This is a genomic window from Streptococcus suis, assembly GCF_002960445.1.
GTDB classification, from domain to species: domain Bacteria; phylum Bacillota; class Bacilli; order Lactobacillales; family Streptococcaceae; genus Streptococcus; species Streptococcus hyiners.
The window spans coordinates 83,845-100,879 of sequence record NZ_POJD01000287.1 but is presented as its reverse complement, the minus strand read 5'-3'; the positions used below and the strand labels follow the sequence as shown (position 1 = coordinate 100,879).

At 44.1% G+C, this 17,035-nt stretch carries 14 protein-coding genes, 2 tRNA genes, 1 rRNA gene and 1 pseudogene; 15 read left to right on the top strand and 3 right to left on the bottom strand.

What is annotated here, in order from left to right:
* The 4 genes from rrf to recG form a co-directional block, all read left to right on the top strand.
* Positions 1–110: ribosomal RNA gene (rrf, locus tag C1G53_RS10330) — 5S ribosomal RNA — on the top strand; the annotation flags it as partial.
* A gap of 5 nt (positions 111–115) precedes the next feature.
* Positions 116–188, top strand: a tRNA-Asn gene (locus C1G53_RS10325).
* A 23-nt stretch (positions 189–211) separates the two neighbouring features.
* Positions 212–283 (top strand) — tRNA-Glu (locus C1G53_RS10320).
* Positions 284–342: 59 nt separating this feature from the next.
* Positions 343–2,361 (top strand): ATP-dependent DNA helicase RecG, encoded by a 2,019-nt coding sequence (gene recG, locus C1G53_RS10315; RefSeq protein WP_105118594.1) that lies wholly within the window; start codon positions 343–345, stop codon positions 2,359–2,361.
* A gap of 63 nt (positions 2,362–2,424) precedes the next feature.
* On the opposite strand, the gene C1G53_RS10310 is transcribed toward recG, so the two are convergent.
* A complete protein-coding gene (locus C1G53_RS10310) occupies positions 2,425–3,384 on the bottom strand; it encodes an asparaginase (protein ID WP_105118593.1) in 960 nt (319 codons plus the stop codon).
* Between the two features lie 69 nt (positions 3,385–3,453).
* Between C1G53_RS10310 and C1G53_RS13410 the strand changes: the two are divergent.
* Positions 3,454–4,819: pseudogene (locus tag C1G53_RS13410) on the top strand (Cof-type HAD-IIB family hydrolase).
* 18 nt (positions 4,820–4,837) lie between these two features.
* Here the strand turns inward: C1G53_RS13410 and C1G53_RS10295 are convergent.
* Entirely contained in the window at positions 4,838–5,290 is a 453-nt protein-coding gene (locus C1G53_RS10295; RefSeq protein ID WP_105118590.1) for a universal stress protein, read from the bottom strand.
* A gap of 154 nt (positions 5,291–5,444) precedes the next feature.
* Here C1G53_RS10295 and C1G53_RS10290 point away from each other — a divergent pair, with 154 nt between their 5' ends.
* The 6 genes from C1G53_RS10290 to gatB all read left to right on the top strand — a co-directional run bounded on the left by C1G53_RS10290 (position 5,445) and on the right by gatB (position 11,480).
* Positions 5,445–6,659, top strand: a complete 1,215-nt coding sequence (locus tag C1G53_RS10290; RefSeq protein WP_105118589.1) for a pyridoxal phosphate-dependent aminotransferase — start codon at positions 5,445–5,447, stop codon at positions 6,657–6,659.
* A 140-nt stretch (positions 6,660–6,799) separates the two neighbouring features.
* On the top strand, positions 6,800–7,588 hold the full coding sequence (gene codY, locus C1G53_RS10285; RefSeq protein WP_105118588.1) for a GTP-sensing pleiotropic transcriptional regulator CodY: 789 nt from the start codon (positions 6,800–6,802) through the stop codon (positions 7,586–7,588).
* Between the two features lies 1 nt (position 7,589).
* The gene (locus tag C1G53_RS10280) at positions 7,590–8,141 is read left to right on the top strand and encodes a cysteine hydrolase family protein (protein WP_105118587.1); all 552 of its coding nucleotides are present in this window, start codon (positions 7,590–7,592) and stop codon (positions 8,139–8,141) included.
* A gap of 131 nt (positions 8,142–8,272) precedes the next feature.
* Positions 8,273–8,575 carry an Asp-tRNA(Asn)/Glu-tRNA(Gln) amidotransferase subunit GatC gene (gene gatC, locus C1G53_RS10275; RefSeq protein WP_011921930.1) on the top strand — a complete coding sequence of 101 codons (303 nt, stop codon included), beginning with the start codon at positions 8,273–8,275 and terminating at the stop codon, positions 8,573–8,575.
* A complete protein-coding gene (gatA, locus tag C1G53_RS10270) occupies positions 8,575–10,041 on the top strand; it encodes an Asp-tRNA(Asn)/Glu-tRNA(Gln) amidotransferase subunit GatA (protein ID WP_105118586.1) in 1,467 nt (488 codons plus the stop codon). The genes gatC and gatA overlap by 1 nt, the downstream gene beginning before the upstream one ends.
* Positions 10,041–11,480: an Asp-tRNA(Asn)/Glu-tRNA(Gln) amidotransferase subunit GatB gene (gatB, locus tag C1G53_RS10265; RefSeq protein WP_011921932.1), complete on the top strand. Its 1,440-nt coding sequence runs from the start codon at positions 10,041–10,043 to the stop codon at positions 11,478–11,480. The genes gatA and gatB overlap by 1 nt, the downstream gene beginning before the upstream one ends.
* A 52-nt stretch (positions 11,481–11,532) precedes the next feature.
* On the opposite strand, the gene C1G53_RS10260 is transcribed toward gatB, so the two are convergent.
* Positions 11,533–12,531, bottom strand: coding sequence for a LacI family DNA-binding transcriptional regulator (locus tag C1G53_RS10260; protein WP_105118585.1), 999 nt, complete (start codon positions 12,529–12,531; stop codon positions 11,533–11,535).
* A gap of 132 nt (positions 12,532–12,663) precedes the next feature.
* On the opposite strand from C1G53_RS10260, the gene C1G53_RS10255 reads away from it, so the two are divergent.
* The 4 genes from C1G53_RS10255 (at position 12,664) to C1G53_RS10240 (ending at position 16,990) form a co-directional block, all read left to right on the top strand.
* Positions 12,664–13,836 (top strand): galactokinase, encoded by a 1,173-nt coding sequence (locus C1G53_RS10255; protein ID WP_105118584.1) that lies wholly within the window; start codon positions 12,664–12,666, stop codon positions 13,834–13,836.
* Positions 13,837–13,845: 9 nt separating this feature from the next.
* Complete coding sequence (gene galT, locus C1G53_RS10250) at positions 13,846–15,327, top strand: UDP-glucose--hexose-1-phosphate uridylyltransferase (protein ID WP_105118583.1); 1,482 nt, start codon at positions 13,846–13,848, stop codon at positions 15,325–15,327.
* Positions 15,328–15,402: 75 nt separating this feature from the next.
* Positions 15,403–16,311, top strand: a complete 909-nt coding sequence (locus C1G53_RS10245) for a DMT family transporter (protein WP_105118582.1) — start codon at positions 15,403–15,405, stop codon at positions 16,309–16,311.
* 49 nt (positions 16,312–16,360) lie between these two features.
* Positions 16,361–16,990 (top strand): copper homeostasis protein CutC, encoded by a 630-nt coding sequence (locus C1G53_RS10240; protein WP_105118581.1) that lies wholly within the window; start codon positions 16,361–16,363, stop codon positions 16,988–16,990.
* Positions 16,991–17,035: the final 45 nt, after the last annotated feature.

The following is a 17,035-nucleotide window of genomic DNA, read 5'->3' as shown; positions in this document are numbered from 1 at the left end:
GACGATAGCCTAGGAGATACACCTGTTCCCATGCCGAACACAGCAGTTAAGCCCTAGAACGCCTGAAGTAGTTGGGGGTTGCCCCCTGTGAGATACGGTAGTCGCTTAGCGAAATTCCGCCATAGCTCAGTTGGTAGAGCGCATGACTGTTAATCATGATGTCACAGGTTCGAGCCCTGTTGGCGGAGTAAAGAGAAATCTTTAGTTACATGGTCCGTTGGTCAAGGGGTTAAGACACCGCCTTTTCACGGCGGTAACACGGGTTCGAATCCCGTACGGACTATATCGAAGGGCATTAGCCCTTTTTTTGTTACTAAAAGAGTTTTATTGTATAATTGAATTATGAAAAGTTTGTCAGATCATTTATCGATGTTGCCTGGAATTGGTCCAAAATCAGCAGAGAAATTTTTAAAATTGAATCTTGTGACTATTGGGCAGTTATTAACTTATTATCCATTTCGGTACGAGGACTTTGAAAGTAAGTCTATATTAGATTTGCAAGATGGGGAAAAGGCTGTAGTGGTTGGTAGCGTGGTATCTCCGGCTAATGTGCAGTATTATGGTTATAAGAGAAATCGGTTACGTTTCTCGATTAAGCAGGGTGAGATAGTTCTGTCGGTTTCTTTTTTTAATCAGCCCTATTTAGCTGATAAGATTGTTCTGGGGCAGGACATTGCAATTTGGGGTAAGTGGGATAAGGCAAAGGCTAGTCTGACTGGAATGAAGTTGTTGGCTCAGGTAGCTGAGGATTTACAACCGGTCTATCATGTGGCTCAAGGTATTTCTCAATCTCAGTTGGTCAAAGCTATTAGATTAGCAATTGATAATGGTTATTTGGATTTGTTGGATGAGAATTTGCCGGTAGTTTTATTAGAGAAGTATCGTCTTTTAAATCGAAAACAGGCTGTTTTTGCTATGCATTTTCCGTCTAATCTGGATGAATACCGTCAAGCCTTGCGCCGTATTAAGTTTGAAGAATTATTTTATTTCCAGTTGCAATTACAATTGTTGAAAGCTGGGAACCGTGACCTTTCTAGTGGTTTGAAGATTGATTTTGATAAGGTAGTATTAGACAAACAAATAGGTAGGCTACCTTTTCTTTTGACGGAAGCGCAACTAACTGCTTTGGAAGAGATTTTGGTTGACATGAGATCTTCCTCCCATATGAACCGCTTGTTGCAGGGAGATGTGGGGTCTGGTAAGACAGTAGTTGCAGGCTTGGCGATGTTGGCAGCGGTAAGTGCTGGTATGCAAGCGGCTATTATGGTTCCAACAGAAATTTTGGCAGAACAGCATTATGAGAGTTTGTGCCAGCTATTCCCAGATTTATCTATTGCGCTCTTAACGGGAGGGATGAAGGTTTCCGAGCGTAGAACTACTTTAGAGGCGATTTCTGATGGACGGGTTCAGATGATAGTTGGTACCCATGCATTGATACAAGAAGGTGTAGTATATCACAAGCTAGGGCTTGTCGTGACTGATGAGCAACATCGATTTGGTGTTAAACAAAGGCGTTTGTTTAGAGAAAAGGGGGATAATCCTGATGTGCTCATGATGACAGCAACGCCTATTCCTCGAACCTTAGCTATAACAGCCTTCGGAGATATGGATGTTTCTATTATCGACCAATTACCGGCTGGGCGTAAACCCATTATTACTCGATGGGTCAAGCATCAACAGTTGCCTACCGTTTTAGAATGGCTTGAAAAGGAATTAAATAAGGGAGCTCAAGTTTATTTTATTTCTCCCTTAATCGAAGAATCTGAGGCCTTGGATTTGAAAAATGCCATTGACTTACAAGCTGACTTACAAGCTCATTTTGGTGGACAGTTTACAGTGGATTTGCTACATGGTAAGATGAAAAATGAAGAAAAGGATTCCATTATGCAGGCCTTTAAGGAGCAAAAGACTGATATTTTGGTTTCGACAACCGTTATTGAAGTCGGTGTCAATGTCCCTAATGCAACAGTTATGGTTATTATGGATGCCGACCGTTTTGGTTTAAGTCAGCTTCATCAGTTGAGAGGACGGGTTGGACGTGGGCATAAGCAGTCCTATGCTATCTTGCTAGCTAATCCTAAAACAGAGTCGGGCAAGGAACGGATGAAGATTATGACAGAAACGACGGACGGTTTTATACTGGCTGAGGCAGATTTAAAAATGCGTGGGTCTGGTGAAATTTTTGGTACTCGCCAATCGGGTTTACCAGAATTTCAGGTAGCTAATATTGTTGAAGATTATCCAATTCTGGAGGAGGCTAGACGAGTTGCTAGTCAGATTGTTAGTGAAGAAAATTGGCAGGAAAATCCAAATTGGTCAGTTTTGCTGAAACATTTGAAGGATAAGGAAGAATTAGATTAGATTTGAAAGATTGAAAAAAGACCGACTGTTCGGTCTTTTATGGTTTTAAGTGTCAAATTGCGCTTAACCCTGGATATAGTCAGCTAAGGCTTGTCCTTTTAAGCCGGCATTGAGAGCAATTAGTAGTTTCAAGCGAGCTTTTTGTGCATTTAATTCTTTGACAAAGAGGATGCCGTCTTGTTCTAGCTGAATGCCACCGCCTTGATAGGCGTAAACGGGTTCGGCAATGCCGTTAAAGCAACGAGAAACTAGAATAATAGGAAGTCCTCGTTCCAGGAGTTTTTTGATAGTTGGAAGGATAGTGGGTGGGAGGTTACCTGCTCCAAGTGCTTCGATAACTAGTCCAGAAATGTCAGTTTTTGTCAGAGCTTCGAGGAGAACAGTGTCCATGTCTGCATAGGCCTTGATGATTGGAACTGTTCCTGATACAGCAGACAGGTCAAAGCGTACGCGTGGTTCAGCTGTTTTAAAGTAGAGAATTTCACGTTTGGTAACCAGTCCAAGCGGCCCATGGGTTGGTGTTTGGAAGGTAGATACATTGGTTGTATGGGTCTTGGTAACATACTTGGCGGCATGAATTTCATCATTCATAACGACTAGCACTCCCTTGTCTGCAGACTTTTCATCCGCTGCGACACGGAGGGCTGTTTGGTAGTTGTAAACTCCGTCGCTACCAAGTTCATTTGATGAACGCATGGCCCCGGTTAATACAATGGGTTTTTCCGGTATGGCCATGGTGTCGAGAAAATAGGCTGTTTCTTCAAGTGTATCAGTGCCGTGGGTAATGACAAATCCATCAAAGTTTGCTTGTTCAGCCTTGATTTTTTGATAGAGGGTCATCATGTGTTCCAAACGGATATGAGGGCTTGGAACATTGAGAAAATCGATGGCTGTGACTTGTATTTCTTCAATGGGTGTGTCGATTTGTGTCATTGGATTGACTTGACTGCTTGTCACATGACCTTCTTGGTCGGCTTGCATGGAAATAGTTCCACCTGTGTGTAGGGCGAGAATTTTTTTCATAAATTTTCTGTTTCTTTCAAAGTATGTTATACTAATTGTAACACATTTTTAAGAAAGTTGGTGAGATGGTTGGCAATCAAGGCTGTATTTTTTGATATTGATGGTACCTTATTGACAGATAAACGTACAGTGAGTAAATCAACCATCTCAGCCATCAATTCCTTGAAAGCAAAGGGGATACTGATTGGCTTGGCAACTGGTCGGGACCCTCGATTTGTCTTGCAATATATGGCTAGTCTAGGTTTGGATTTGGCGATTACTTACAATGGTCAATACATTTTTTCGCGAGAAGAGGTTCTCCATAGTCGTGCTTTAGAAGTTGGACAAGTTGAACAGATGATGGATTATGCTCGGATCAACCATAAGGATTTGGCTCTTGGAACATCGAAGGGAGTTTTTGGTAGCAGAATTATGTCCACAGGGACAGGAAATGTTGCCTATCGTCTTAGTCGCCTCATTCCTGATAGATTTGCTGGTTTGGTGAATTTTATTCTTAATCGTTTGGTGCGATTTGTTCGACCACAGCGTCCAAGGAACCTGAGAGTTTATTTGGAACAGCCGATTTATCAGCTCATGATGCTGACAACAGAGAGAGAAACCAGAGAATTGGAAGCAGGATGTCAGGACTTGTCTTTTACTCGTTCCAGCCCCTATGCAACGGATATTATCAGTAAGGGGAGTTCAAAACTATCTGGAATTTTAAAGGTTGCTGAGAAATATCGTTTTAGTTTAGATGAAGTTGTGGCTTTTGGCGATTCGAATAATGATTATGAAATGTTAAAGGCCATTAAACATTCTGTAGCTATGGGAAATGGAACTAAGAGAGTGCGCAAGGTGGCCTCATTTGTGACAGATACCAACAACCGCGATGGTATTTATAAGGCATTCGTTCAGTTAGGTTTACTGGAGGAAAACAATGTTTCAGAGCAGAGATGAGAATTTTAATCGTGTGAAAGCTTTTCATGCCTTGATGGATGGGGATACTCAGGAAAGCCCAAGGGTATATGATGGGCAGATGGCGCTGTACCGTTCTAGCTTTAAGCTTGAGGAGATAGTAGAATTTTTGCATGCCTCTTCGGAAAGTGAGGAGGCTTTCCAAGACTATGTTCATCAGTTGCATGATGGCTTGGATAAGGCTGTTGAAAAGGTGAAAGGCAAGGGGGCGGCTAGTAGATCATTGCAGGACCAGGCAGATGCTCTCTTGGACATTTTGTATTTTACCTATGGTTCTTTTGTCTTAATGGGGGTAGATCCAGCACCTATTTTTGATTTGGTGCATACTGCCAATATGGGAAAAGTTTTTCCGGATGGTAGGGCGCATTTTGATCCGATTACTCACAAAATTTTAAAACCAGAGGACTGGGAAGAGAAGTTTGCACCGGAGAAAAAGATTGCTATAGAGCTTGAAAGACAGATGAAAAGACTTGATAACTAGATCAAGTCTTTTCGTGTTTTATAAGCTTTTTTCACCATCGCGGACGATGAGCAAATCAATATTTGCATGGCGCATGATGTATTCAGATGAAGAACCGATAAGGAGGCGTTCGAAGGCATTAAGACCTGTTGCCCCAAGTAACATGAGATCGGCACCAGTTTCTTTAGGAATATCTACTGCTAACAGGGTCTTTGGATTACCAAATTCAATATGGATCTGAACTTCTGCCAATCCAGCCTCAACAGCGCTTTGTTTGTACTCTTCTAGCAATAGCTCCGCTTCTTTTTCTAATGTTTCATAGACAGAAGCATCAAAAGCAACAACATTGTGAAGGGCCCGCGTGTCGATCACATGGGCAATAACCAATCGAGCCTGGTTGCGTTTGGCAACGTGAATTGCCTTGTGCAGAGCTAATTCAGCACCTGTGGATCCATCGACAGCTACGAGGATGGTCTTGTAAGATTGTGTCATACTAGTCACTCCTTTCAGCAAGTCTTCATTTCTAGAATGATAGGTTATCATTACATTTATATTATAAGCCTTTTGGGAGAAAATGTAAAGGGATTCTTGTACTTTTTTGACTTTTGAAGTAAAATAGAAAACAGAAGAAAGTCGAGGTGACGACATGAAACAGTTTAATAAATCAACGAAATTAGATGATGTAGCTTATGATATTCGTGGTCCAGTTTTGGAAGAAGCTATGCGTATGCGTGCCAACGGTGAGCAGATTTTACGCCTGAATACAGGAAATCCTGCTGAATTTGGTTTTACTGCTCCAGACGAGGTTATTCGCGATCTCATCCACAATGCTCGCAAGTCAGAAGGTTATTCTGACAGTAAGGGAATTTTTTCAGCCCGTAAGGCGATTATGCAGTATTGCCAATTGAAGAAGTTTCCAAATGTGGATATCGAAGATATTTATATCGGTAATGGTGTCAGTGAGCTGATTGTTATGTCTATGCAGGGCTTGCTAGACAATGGGGATGAGGTTTTGGTACCTATGCCTGACTATCCACTTTGGACGGCAGCTGTGAGTTTGGCTGGTGGTAAGGCTGTCCATTATGTCTGTGATGAGGCGGCGGATTGGTACCCAGACTTGGCTGATATGGAGGCCAAGGTAACTTCACGGACCAAGGCCATTGTTTTGATCAACCCTAACAACCCAACGGGTGCTCTTTATCCCAAAGAGGTCTTGGAGGGAATTATTGATATTGCTCGCAGACATGAATTGATTATTTTCTCTGATGAGATTTATGATCGGATGGTCTTTGACGGTGCGGTTCATATTCCGATTGCGACCTTGGCACCAGACTTATTTGTCGTGACCATGAATGGTTTGTCAAAATCCCATCGTATCTGTGGTTTCCGTGTGGGTTGGATGGTCTTGTCTGGGCCAAAGAAACATGTGAAGGGCTATATTGAAGGTTTGAACATGTTATCCAATATGCGCTTGTGTTCAAACGTATTGGCTCAGCAAGTTGTTCAGACTTCCTTGGGCGGTGTTCAATCTGTTGACAAACTACTCATGCCAGGTGGTCGTCTGTACGAACAACGAGAATTTATTACCAAGGCTATCAATGATATTCCTGGTTTATCAGCAGTCAAGCCAAAGGCGGGATTATATGTCTTTCCTAAGATTGACCGCGATATGTACCGAGTGGACGATGATGAACAGTTTGTCTTGGATTTCCTCAAGCAAGAGAAGGTATTGTTGGTACATGGTCGTGGTTTCAACTGGAAAGATCCGGACCATTTCCGAATTGTCTATCTGCCACGTGTAGATGAATTGGCAGAAATTCAGGAAAAAATGACTCGTTTCTTGCGTCAATACCGTAGATAAGAGTGGAGCTGAGAGTATCAGCTCTTTTTCTTACTTGAAATTGCAAGTACTATTTCAAAAATAGTAAATTTTCTGATAATTGTTGAAATTTGCCTAATAATTCGGTATAATAAGTGTAATTACAGTAAAAAGAGGAACATATGACAACATTATTAGAAAAAACTCGGGATATTACTTCTATTTTGAAGCGTTCCGAAGAGCAATTGGCAGAAGAATTGCCTTACAATGCCATCGCGGAGCACTTATCTGATATAATTGATTGCAACGCCTGCATTATCAATAGTGAGGGTGAAATTTTGGGTTATCATATGAACTACAAGACCAATAATGACAGGGTTGAAGAGTTCTATATTAACAAACAGTATCCAGAAGAATATGTAAAATCGATTGCTCAGGTCTATGATACCCAGGTTAACTTGCCAGTTGAGAGTGAGCTGACAGCTATTCCTGTGGAATCTCGTTCGATCTACCCGAATGGTTTGACCACCATTGCTCCTATCCATGTGACGGGCATCCGCTTTGGCAGCTTGATTATCTGGCGCAATGAAGAGCAATTCCACGAAGAAGATTTGATTTTGGTTGAGATTGCGGCAACAGTAGTAGGTATCCAACTACTTAACTTCCAGAGGGAAGAGGATGAGAAAAATATTCGTCGTCGTGCAGCGGTGAATATGGCAGTCAATACTCTTTCCTATTCTGAAATGAAGGCTGTTGCGGCTATTTTGGGCGAATTGAATGGTAATGAAGGTCAATTGACGGCTTCTGTTATTGCAGATCGTATCGGCATTACTCGCTCTGTGATTGTCAATGCCCTGCGCAAGTTGGAGAGTGCAGGGATTATTGAAAGTCGTTCGCTTGGTATGAAAGGAACTTATTTGAAGGTCCTCATTCCAGCTATCTTTGATGAAATTAAGAAACGTGACTACTAAGATGATAAAAGCATTGATTTCGATTGATTATACGGTTGATTTTGTGGCTGACAAGGGCAAATTAACCGCGGGGAAACCTGCTCAGGCTATTGCTGAGCGGATTGCCCAGGTGACAAGGGAAGCCTTTGAAAATGGGGACTATATCGTTTTTGCCATTGATGGTCATGAAGAGGGGGATGACTTGCATCCTGAAAGCAAGCTCTTTCCACCTCACAATATCATGGGTACGCAGGGACGAGATTTGTACGGTCCTTTGGCGGATTTTTATAGCGAAAACAAGGATCATGCGCGTGTTCGTTGGATGGACAAGCGACATTATTCTGCCTTTTCTGGTACGGACTTGGATGTTCGTTTGAGAGAACGTCGGGTGGATACGGTGGTCTTGACAGGTGTCCTGTCTGATATCTGTGTCCTGCATACAGCTATTGATGCCTACAATAAAGGCTATCGGATTGAGGTCGTGGCTTCTGCAATTGCCGCATTGACGGAGGAGAGCCATCAATTTGCTCTCAACCATCTGCGCCATGTGCTTGGTGCGACCATTATAGATTAGGGTTTAGGAACCAGTCGTTAGACTGGTTTTTTGCCGAAAAAAAGCTTCCATCGGAGGGAATATCTACCTTTGTGTGGAGCTGGAAATATGGTATAATGAGAAGATAGATTTCCATTAGGAGGAAAGTAAGAATGAAGATTTCTGAAGCTGAAGTCCGTCATGTTGCCAAGCTGTCTAAGCTGGAATTTTCGGACCAGGAAACAGCGGAATTTGCGACAAGTTTGAGCAAGATTGTCGATATGGTTGAATTGCTCAATGAAGTAGATACGACAGGTGTTGCGGTAACCACAACCATGGCTGACCGTAAGAATGTCTTGCGAGCAGATATTGCCCAAAAAGGTGAGAGCCGTGAGGAGCTCTTTAAAAATGTGCCTGAATCACAAGATAACTTTATCAAGGTACCAGCTATTCTAGACGGGGGAGGAGATGCCTAATGACGTTTAACAATAAAACCATTGATGAATTGCATGATCTCCTTGTCAAGAAGGAGATTTCTGCGGTTGAGTTGACCAAGGCAACCTTGGAAGACATCAAGAGTCGTGAGGGAGCAGTGGATGCTTTCTTGACTATCACAGAAGCTGCGGCCTTGGCGCAAGCTGCTGCCCTTGATGAAAAGGGGATTGATGCAGACAATGTCATGGCTGGTATTCCCTTGGCAGTTAAGGATAATATCTCTACGAAGGGGATTTTGACCACTGCTGCTTCAAAAATGCTTTATAATTATGAGCCGATTTTCGATGCGACATCGGTTGCTCAGGCCTACGCTAAGGATATGATTGTTGTCGGTAAAACCAACATGGACGAGTTTGCCATGGGAGGTTCCAATGAGAACTCTGCCTTCAAACCGACAAAAAATGCTTGGGACCAGACAAAAGTTCCTGGTGGCTCATCAGGTGGCTCAGCTGCTGCTGTTGCGTCTGGTCAGGTCCGTTTGTCACTCGGTTCTGACACAGGCGGCTCCATCCGCCAGCCTGCTGCCTTTAATGGTATTGTGGGAATGAAGCCAACCTATGGAACGGTGTCACGTTTTGGTTTGATTGCCTTTGGTTCATCTCTTGACCAGATTGGTCCATTTTCACAGACAGTTAAGGAAAATGCCCAGTTGCTCAATGTCATCTCTGGTCATGATGTCAAGGATGCAACATCAACCATCAATGAAATTGCTGACTTCACTAGCAAGATTGGTCAGGACATCAAGGGTATGAAGATTGCTCTGCCAAAAGAATACATGGGCGAAGGGATTGATCCGCAGGTTAAGGAAACTATTCTCAAGGCGGCTAAGCACTTGGAAAGCCTGGGGGCGATTATCGAGGAAGTCAGCCTGCCACATTCTAAGTATGGGGTTGCTGTTTACTACATTATCGCATCATCAGAAGCATCTTCTAACTTGCAACGTTTTGACGGTATCCGTTATGGTTTCCGTGCAGAAGATGCGACCAACTTGGATGAGATTTACGTGAAAACCCGTAGTCAAGGTTTTGGTGAGGAAGTTAAACGTCGTATTATGTTAGGTACATTTAGCTTGTCATCTGGTTACTACGATGCCTACTTCAAGAAGGCTGGTCAGGTGCGAACCTTGATTATCCAAGATTTTGAGAAGGTCTTTGCCAACTATGACTTGATTTTGGGGCCGACAGCTCCGACGGTTGCCTTTGGTTTGGACACGCTCAACCATGACCCTGTGGCTATGTACTTGGCGGACCTTTTGACCATTCCTGTTAACTTGGCTGGTCTTCCAGGTATTTCGATTCCTGCTGGTTTTGTTGAAGGCTTGCCAGTCGGTTTGCAGTTGATTGGTCCAAAATACTCGGAAGAAACCATTTACCAAGTGGCTGCTGCCTTTGAAGCGACAACAGATTACCACAAGCAACAACCAGTGATTTTTGGAGGTGCTAACTAATGAACTTTGAAACGATTATTGGTCTAGAAGTCCATGTGGAGTTGAACACCAACTCGAAAATTTTCTCACCTTCATCTGCTCATTTTGGTGAGGACCCAAATGCCAATACCAACGTGATTGACTGGTCTTTCCCAGGCGTCCTTCCAGTTCTCAACAAGGGTGTTGTGGATGCGGGTATTAAGGCTGCCTTGGCCTTGAATATGGACATTCACAAGGATATGCACTTTGACCGGAAGAACTATTTCTATCCTGATAACCCTAAAGCCTATCAGATTTCCCAGTTTGACGAGCCGATTGGCTACAATGGCTGGATTGAGATTGAGCTAGAAGACGGTTCAACCAAGAAAATCCGTATCGAGCGTGCGCATTTGGAAGAGGATGCTGGTAAGAATACCCACGGGACAGACGGCTATTCTTATGTAGACCTCAACCGTCAGGGTGTGCCTTTGATTGAGATTGTATCAGAGGCCGATATGCGTTCGCCTGAGGAGGCCTATGCCTACTTGACAGCCCTTAAAGAAATCATTCAGTACACTGGCATTTCAGATGTCAAGATGGAAGAGGGGTCTATGCGCGTGGATGCCAACATCTCTCTTCGTCCCTATGGTCAAGAAAAATTTGGTACAAAGACTGAGTTGAAAAACCTCAACTCCTTCAACTATGTTCGCAAGGGTTTGCAGCATGAAGTAGAACGTCAGGCCAAAATCTTGCGTTCAGGTGGTCAAATCCAGCAGGAAACGCGCCGTTACGATGAATCTACTGGTGAAACCATTCTCATGCGTGTCAAGGAAGGGTCAGCTGACTACCGTTACTTCCCAGAGCCAGACCTACCGCTCTATGAGATTGATGATAGCTGGATTGAGGAAGTGCGTGCAGAATTGCCAGTCTTTCCAAAGGCTCGCCGTGCTCACTATGTGGAAAACTTGGGCTTGACTGCCTACGATGCAGGTCAATTGACATCAACCAAGGCTCTGTCTGACTTCTTTGAAGCAGCAGTGGCAGCAGGTGGCGATGCCAAACAAGTTTCTAACTGGTTGCAGGGTGAAGTGGCTCAGTTCCTCAATGCTGAAGGTAAGACTATTGAGCAAATCGCTCTTACACCAGAAAACTTGGTTGAAATGATAGCCTTGATTGCAGATGGCACTATTTCATCTAAGATTGCCAAGAAAGTCTTTGTTCACTTGGCTAAGGAAGGTGGTTCTGCTAAGGCTTACGTTGAGAAAGCTGGCTTGGTACAGATTTCAGACCCTGCGGTCTTGATTCCGATTATCCACCAAGTCTTTGCGGATAACGAAGCGGCAGTAGCTGACTTCAAGTCTGGCAAACGCAATGCTGATAAGGCCTTTACAGGTTTCTTGATGAAAGCGACTAAGGGACAAGCCAACCCGCAAGTTGCACAACAACTCTTGGCTCAGGAATTGGCTAAGTTGTTGGATTAAAATTGAATAGCAGAAAACCGAGAATTCGTCAGAACTCTCGGTTTTTACACTTTCAATAAGAACTCTCCCGAATAACCAGCTGAGTGCCTAGCTTAATTTTACGGGGATGGTGGGGGTGTGGACTAGTTATGATACGGTCTAGCAGCTGCATGGCTTCTTGTCCCATTTCTTCGGTGAAGACGCTGATAGAAGACAGGGCTGGATAGACCTGGCGCGTGATGGCTGTATCGTTAAAGGTGATGAGTTGGACCCGTTCTGGCACAGCGATTTGACGCTCTTGTAAAGCACGCAGGGCACCGACTGCCAGGGTATCATTTGCCATGAAGAAAGCTGACGGTAGTTGGTCGCCTAGATCCTCAATAGCCTGGCTCATCAGCTCATAGCCCGACTGGGTGGAGAACTTTCCTTGGTAGATATAGTTTTCTTGGAGAATGCCCAAGGTGTTCAGGTAGTCACGAAAGGCAGTCAGGCGCGGGTCTGTTGGCAGTTGGTGACCATCTGTGGTTTCTTCCTGTCCGACTAGGAGGCCAATATCTGTCAGGCCTTGTGAATGGAAGTGGTCGATAACAGTCTGTACAGAGTGTTCAAAGTCAGTTGTGACACAGGAAAATCCCTCGGTCAGTGTATCAGAATCCACAAAAATCAGCTTGGGTGATAAGCTGGCCAGCTCTGCTATTTGCCCAGAAGAAAATTTACCAACTGCGATGATGCCGTCCACTTCTTGGAGGAGGGGATTGGTCAGGTCGTTGAAGGAGCGGACGATTTGGTAGCCGAGAAGACTGGCGGTATGCTCAATGCTGGCCCGAATGGAGTAGTAGTAGAGGTCGGCTAGCTCTTCGCTTTCAGTGTACCATTGGACAATGCCGATGGTGCCTTTTTGTTGAGGTGCTTGTTTTTTGATGTGCTTGGTGTAGCCCAATTCCTGTGCCAAGTTGAAAATGCGGTCGCGGGTTTCTTGGCTGACGGATAGGGTCAGGTCGCCCTTGAGTACGCGGGAGATGGTGGCAGATGATAATTTAGCCTTTTCAGCGATGTCTTTAATGGTAACCATGGTATTCTCCTATCTATTTGTATCTAGTATAGCACAAATACTAAAATTAGTAAATTTTTAGTAAATATATTGACTTTTATATTGTTAAGTTGTACAATAAAAGAAAACGATTACAAAATCAAGGAGGTTCCTATGAACACAGAACAACTCAAGCAAGCCTTTCTCGATGTGTTTGGTCAAGAGGCGGATGCGACTTTCTTCTCACCTGGTCGGATTAACCTGATTGGTGAGCATACAGACTACAACGGTGGTCATGTCTTTCCAGCGGCCATTACCTTAGGGACTTACGGTGCTGCTCGCAAACGTGATGACCAAGTTTTGCGTTTCTATTCTGCTAACTTTGAAGAAGTTGGTGTGATTGAGGTAGATTTGAACAACTTGGTCTTTGATAAGGCGGACAACTGGACCAACTATGCCAAGGGTGTTCTTAAATTCTTGCAGGAAGCAGGGCATGTCATTGATACAGGGATGGAAGTCTTTGTTTACGGTAATATTCCAAATGGTTCAGGCTTGTCTTCATCAGCTTCCTTGGAACTTTTAATCGGCATTATCGCAGAAGAGTTGTATGGACTTGAATTGACTCGTCTTGATTTGGTGAAAATTGGTAAGCAAACGGAAAATCACTTTATCGGTGTCAATTCTGGCATCATGGATCAGTTTGCGATCGGTATGGGAGCGGACCAACGTGCCATTTATCTGGATACCAATACACTTGAATATGAATTGGTGCCATTGGATTTGGGTGACCATGTGATTGTCATCATGAACACCAACAAACGTCGTGAATTGGCGGATTCTAAGTACAACGAGCGTCGTGCAGAATGTGAAAAAGCTGTAGAAGAATTGAATGCAGTCTTGACTATTCAAACTCTGGGAGAGTTGGATGAGTGGACTTTTGACCAATATAGTTACTTAATCAAAGATGTAAACCGCATCAAGCGTGCCCGCCATGCTGTCTTGGAAAACCAACGGACCTTACAGGCTCGTAAGGCCTTGGAAGAAGGAGATTTGGCAACCTTTGGCCGCTTGGTCAATGCTTCCCATGTTTCCCTGGAGCATGATTATGAAGTGACAGGTTTGGAATTGGATACCTTGGCCCATACCGCCTGGGAGCAGGAAGGAGTTCTTGGTGCTCGGATGACAGGAGCTGGTTTCGGCGGCTGTGGTATTGCCATTGTCCACAAGGATAAGGTGGATGCCTTTACTGAAAATGTCGGCAAGACCTACACTGAAGTGGTTGGCTATGAGCCAAGCTTCTATGTAGCGGAGATTGCTGGAGGCTCTCGCGTTTTATCTCGAAAATAGATTGGAGAAATGATGGCTGGATTGGTGGAGCGTTTTGTTGAGCAGGTTATTGCCAACAGTGATTTTGAAGGAATGGATGCCCTTTACCTGCGCAATAGGGTTTTAGCCTTGGTTGGGGACCAAGTTTTGACTGTCCAAACAGAGCTAACAGACTTGATTGAATTAAAAGATGAGCTATTGGCTCACGTGGTTCGAACTGGTTTTGTGGGTGAATTGCTGGAAGAACAGGACATGGTTGGGGCTTGTTTGATGGATTTAATCACGCCAAGTCCTAGTCAGGTCAATCGTGATTTTTGGCAGACCTATCAAGACAGTCCAGAGCAGGCTGTGGCAGATTTTTATGACTTGAGTAAGCGCAATGACTACATCAAGGTGGCTGCTGTTGCCAAAAATATCTATTATCAAACACCGACAGACTATGGCAACCTAGAAATAACCATCAATCTGTCCAAACCAGAGAAGGATCCCAAAGCCATTGCGGCAGCCCGTTTAGCGGAAGCTTCAAACTACCCTCAGTGCCTGCTTTGTATGGAAAATGAGGGCTACCAAGGCCGCATCAATCACCCAGCACGTGCCAACCACCGCATTATTCGCTTGGATCTTGGACAGGAACAGTGGGGCTTCCAGTATTCGCCCTATGCTTATTACAATGAGCATGCTGTTTTCTTGAACCAAGAGCATGTGCCTATGGTGATTAGCCCTCAAACCTTTGAACAGCTTTTGGACTTGCTTGACATCTTTCCAAATTATTTTGTCGGTTCTAACTCTGATCTACCCATCTCAGGTGGCTCTATCCTGACCCACAATCACTATCAGGGTGGGCGGCACAGTTTTGCCATGGAAAAGGCGCCGATTGAGCGCCAGCTGGTCTTCGATGGCTTTGAGTCCGTTTCGGCAGGGATTGTCAAGTGGCCCATGTCGGTGATTCGCTTGAGTTCAGCAGATAAGCCAGCGCTCTTGAGCTTGGCGACTAAGATTTTGGAAAAATGGCGGAGCTACTCAGATGATGCCGTTCAGATTAAGGCTGAAACAGATGGAACTCCCCATCATACCATCACCCCGATTGCTCGGAAACGAGGAGATGTGTACGAGTTGGATTTGGTTCTCCGCGACAATCAGACTTCGGAAGAATTTCCAGACGGCATCTACCATCCACATCCAGATGTCCAACACATCAAGAAAGAAAATATCGGCTTGATTGAGGTTATGGGCTTGGCGATTTTGCCTCCACGTTTGAAGGCAGAATTGGCTGAAGTCAAAAAATACTTACTAGGTCAAGACAGTCAGGTGGCAGCCTACCATCAGCCTTGGGCAGATAGGTTGAAGGCTGAACACCCAGATGTGACAGAAGAAAGGGCTGAAGAGGTCATTCGAGATTCTGTTGGCCAAATTTTTGCCCGTGTCCTAGAAGATGCAGGTGTCTACAAACGCACTCCAGAAGGTCAGGCGGCCTTTATGCGCTTTGTGGAATTTGTCGGTTTAGCAACTTAATTGTAAGAAAGAGTGGGACCAAGTCCTACTCTTTTTGGTATAATGGGACTATTGACATGAGATGAAGGAGATAGGATGACAGAAAAAAGATGGGGAACCTTGATTACCTTAATAGCAGGGATTGCCTGGGGCTTGTCAGGGGTGAGTGGGCAGTATTTAATCGGACGAGGCATGTCTGTACAGTTGATTACCTCCATGCGCCTGATGGTTTCAGGTCTTGTTTTGCTCGGTCTGTGTGCTGTGACAGCTAGGAGAAATTTGCTTGCACTCTTGAAAAATGGACGCGCCGTGCTAGCTGTATCTCTTTTTGCCTTGTTTGGCCTAGCCCTCAATCAGCTGGCCTATTTACAAGCCATTGCTTATACAAATGCGGCAACGGCAACAGTTCTTCAATACCTCTGCCCTATCTTAGTGCTAGCCTATACCTGCTTGAAAGATAGGCAAAGACCGACAGGGGTTGAAGTGATTTCGATTGTCTTGGCAATTGTAGGAACCTTTTTTATTGCAACCCATGGACAATTGACGGAACTAGCGATTACCCCGCTTGGTTTAGCCTGGGGACTTTTCTCAGCTCTGACCTATGCTCTCTATATTATCCTACCTGCCCAAGTCATTGACCAGTATGGTAGTTTGTCGGTCATTGGTCTGGGGATGTTGATGGGAGGGCTGATGGTTACCTTTGGTTTACAGACCTGGCAAGAACCCCTTCAATTAGATAGTGGTAGTATGTTTGGCTTAGTGGGGATTGTTGGTGTCGGGACCATCTTTGCCTATACAGTCTTTCTCAAAGGGGTTACCATGGTCGGCCCGGTCAATGCCAGCTTGCTAGCTTCTATTGAACCTGTTGCTTCCATTATTTTTGCAGTGTGGTTGGTTAATGAGGTCTTTACGAGCATGGATTTAGTCGGCATGGTTTGTATTCTACTAGCAGTTCTGCTGATTTCGCTAAAGGATTTTTTGATTACCGAAAAGAGTATTGGTTAATATACTCTTTTTTGGTATACTAAAGTAAAATACATAAGAGGAAATTGGAATGATAAAAGAATTTTGTTCGGAAAACCATGTAGATCTTGCCAAAGCTATCTCAATGGGTGCCCAGCGGATAGAACTTTGTGATAATTTAGCAGTTGGGGGAACAACGCCAAGTTATGCAGTGATTAAATACGTTTGTCAGCTGGCTCATGAGAATGAAGTCACAGTTATGACCATGATTCGCCCTCGTGGTGGTGATTTTTGCTACGATGAGGCAGAGATTGAGATGATGGTGGAAGATTGCAAAGTAGCTAAAGAGCTGGGTTCAGATGGTTTAGTATTTGGTGTTTTAACAGAGGATAATTGGTTGGATCAAGTTGCTTTGGAACGCTTGTTTGCTGTGTCGCAGGGTTGCCAAATTGTATTTCACATGGCTTTTGATCAAATCCCTCGCCACCGTCAATTTGAGGCTATTGATTGGCTGGCAGCCCATGGAGTGACACGGATTTTGACAAGAGGCAGTTTGACGGGGTCTGCCTTGAACAATGTGGATTGGTTGCAGGAGCTTATTTCCTATGCACAAGGTAAGCTTGAAATCTTAATTGGTGGTGGCTTGACAGTGGACAATGTGCCTGAATTACTAGAAAAAATACCTGTGGATCAGGTTCATGGAACTCATTTGTTTTGGTAGCGATGAATTACTTGTATTCATATACTTGGTGTAAATATGTAACAA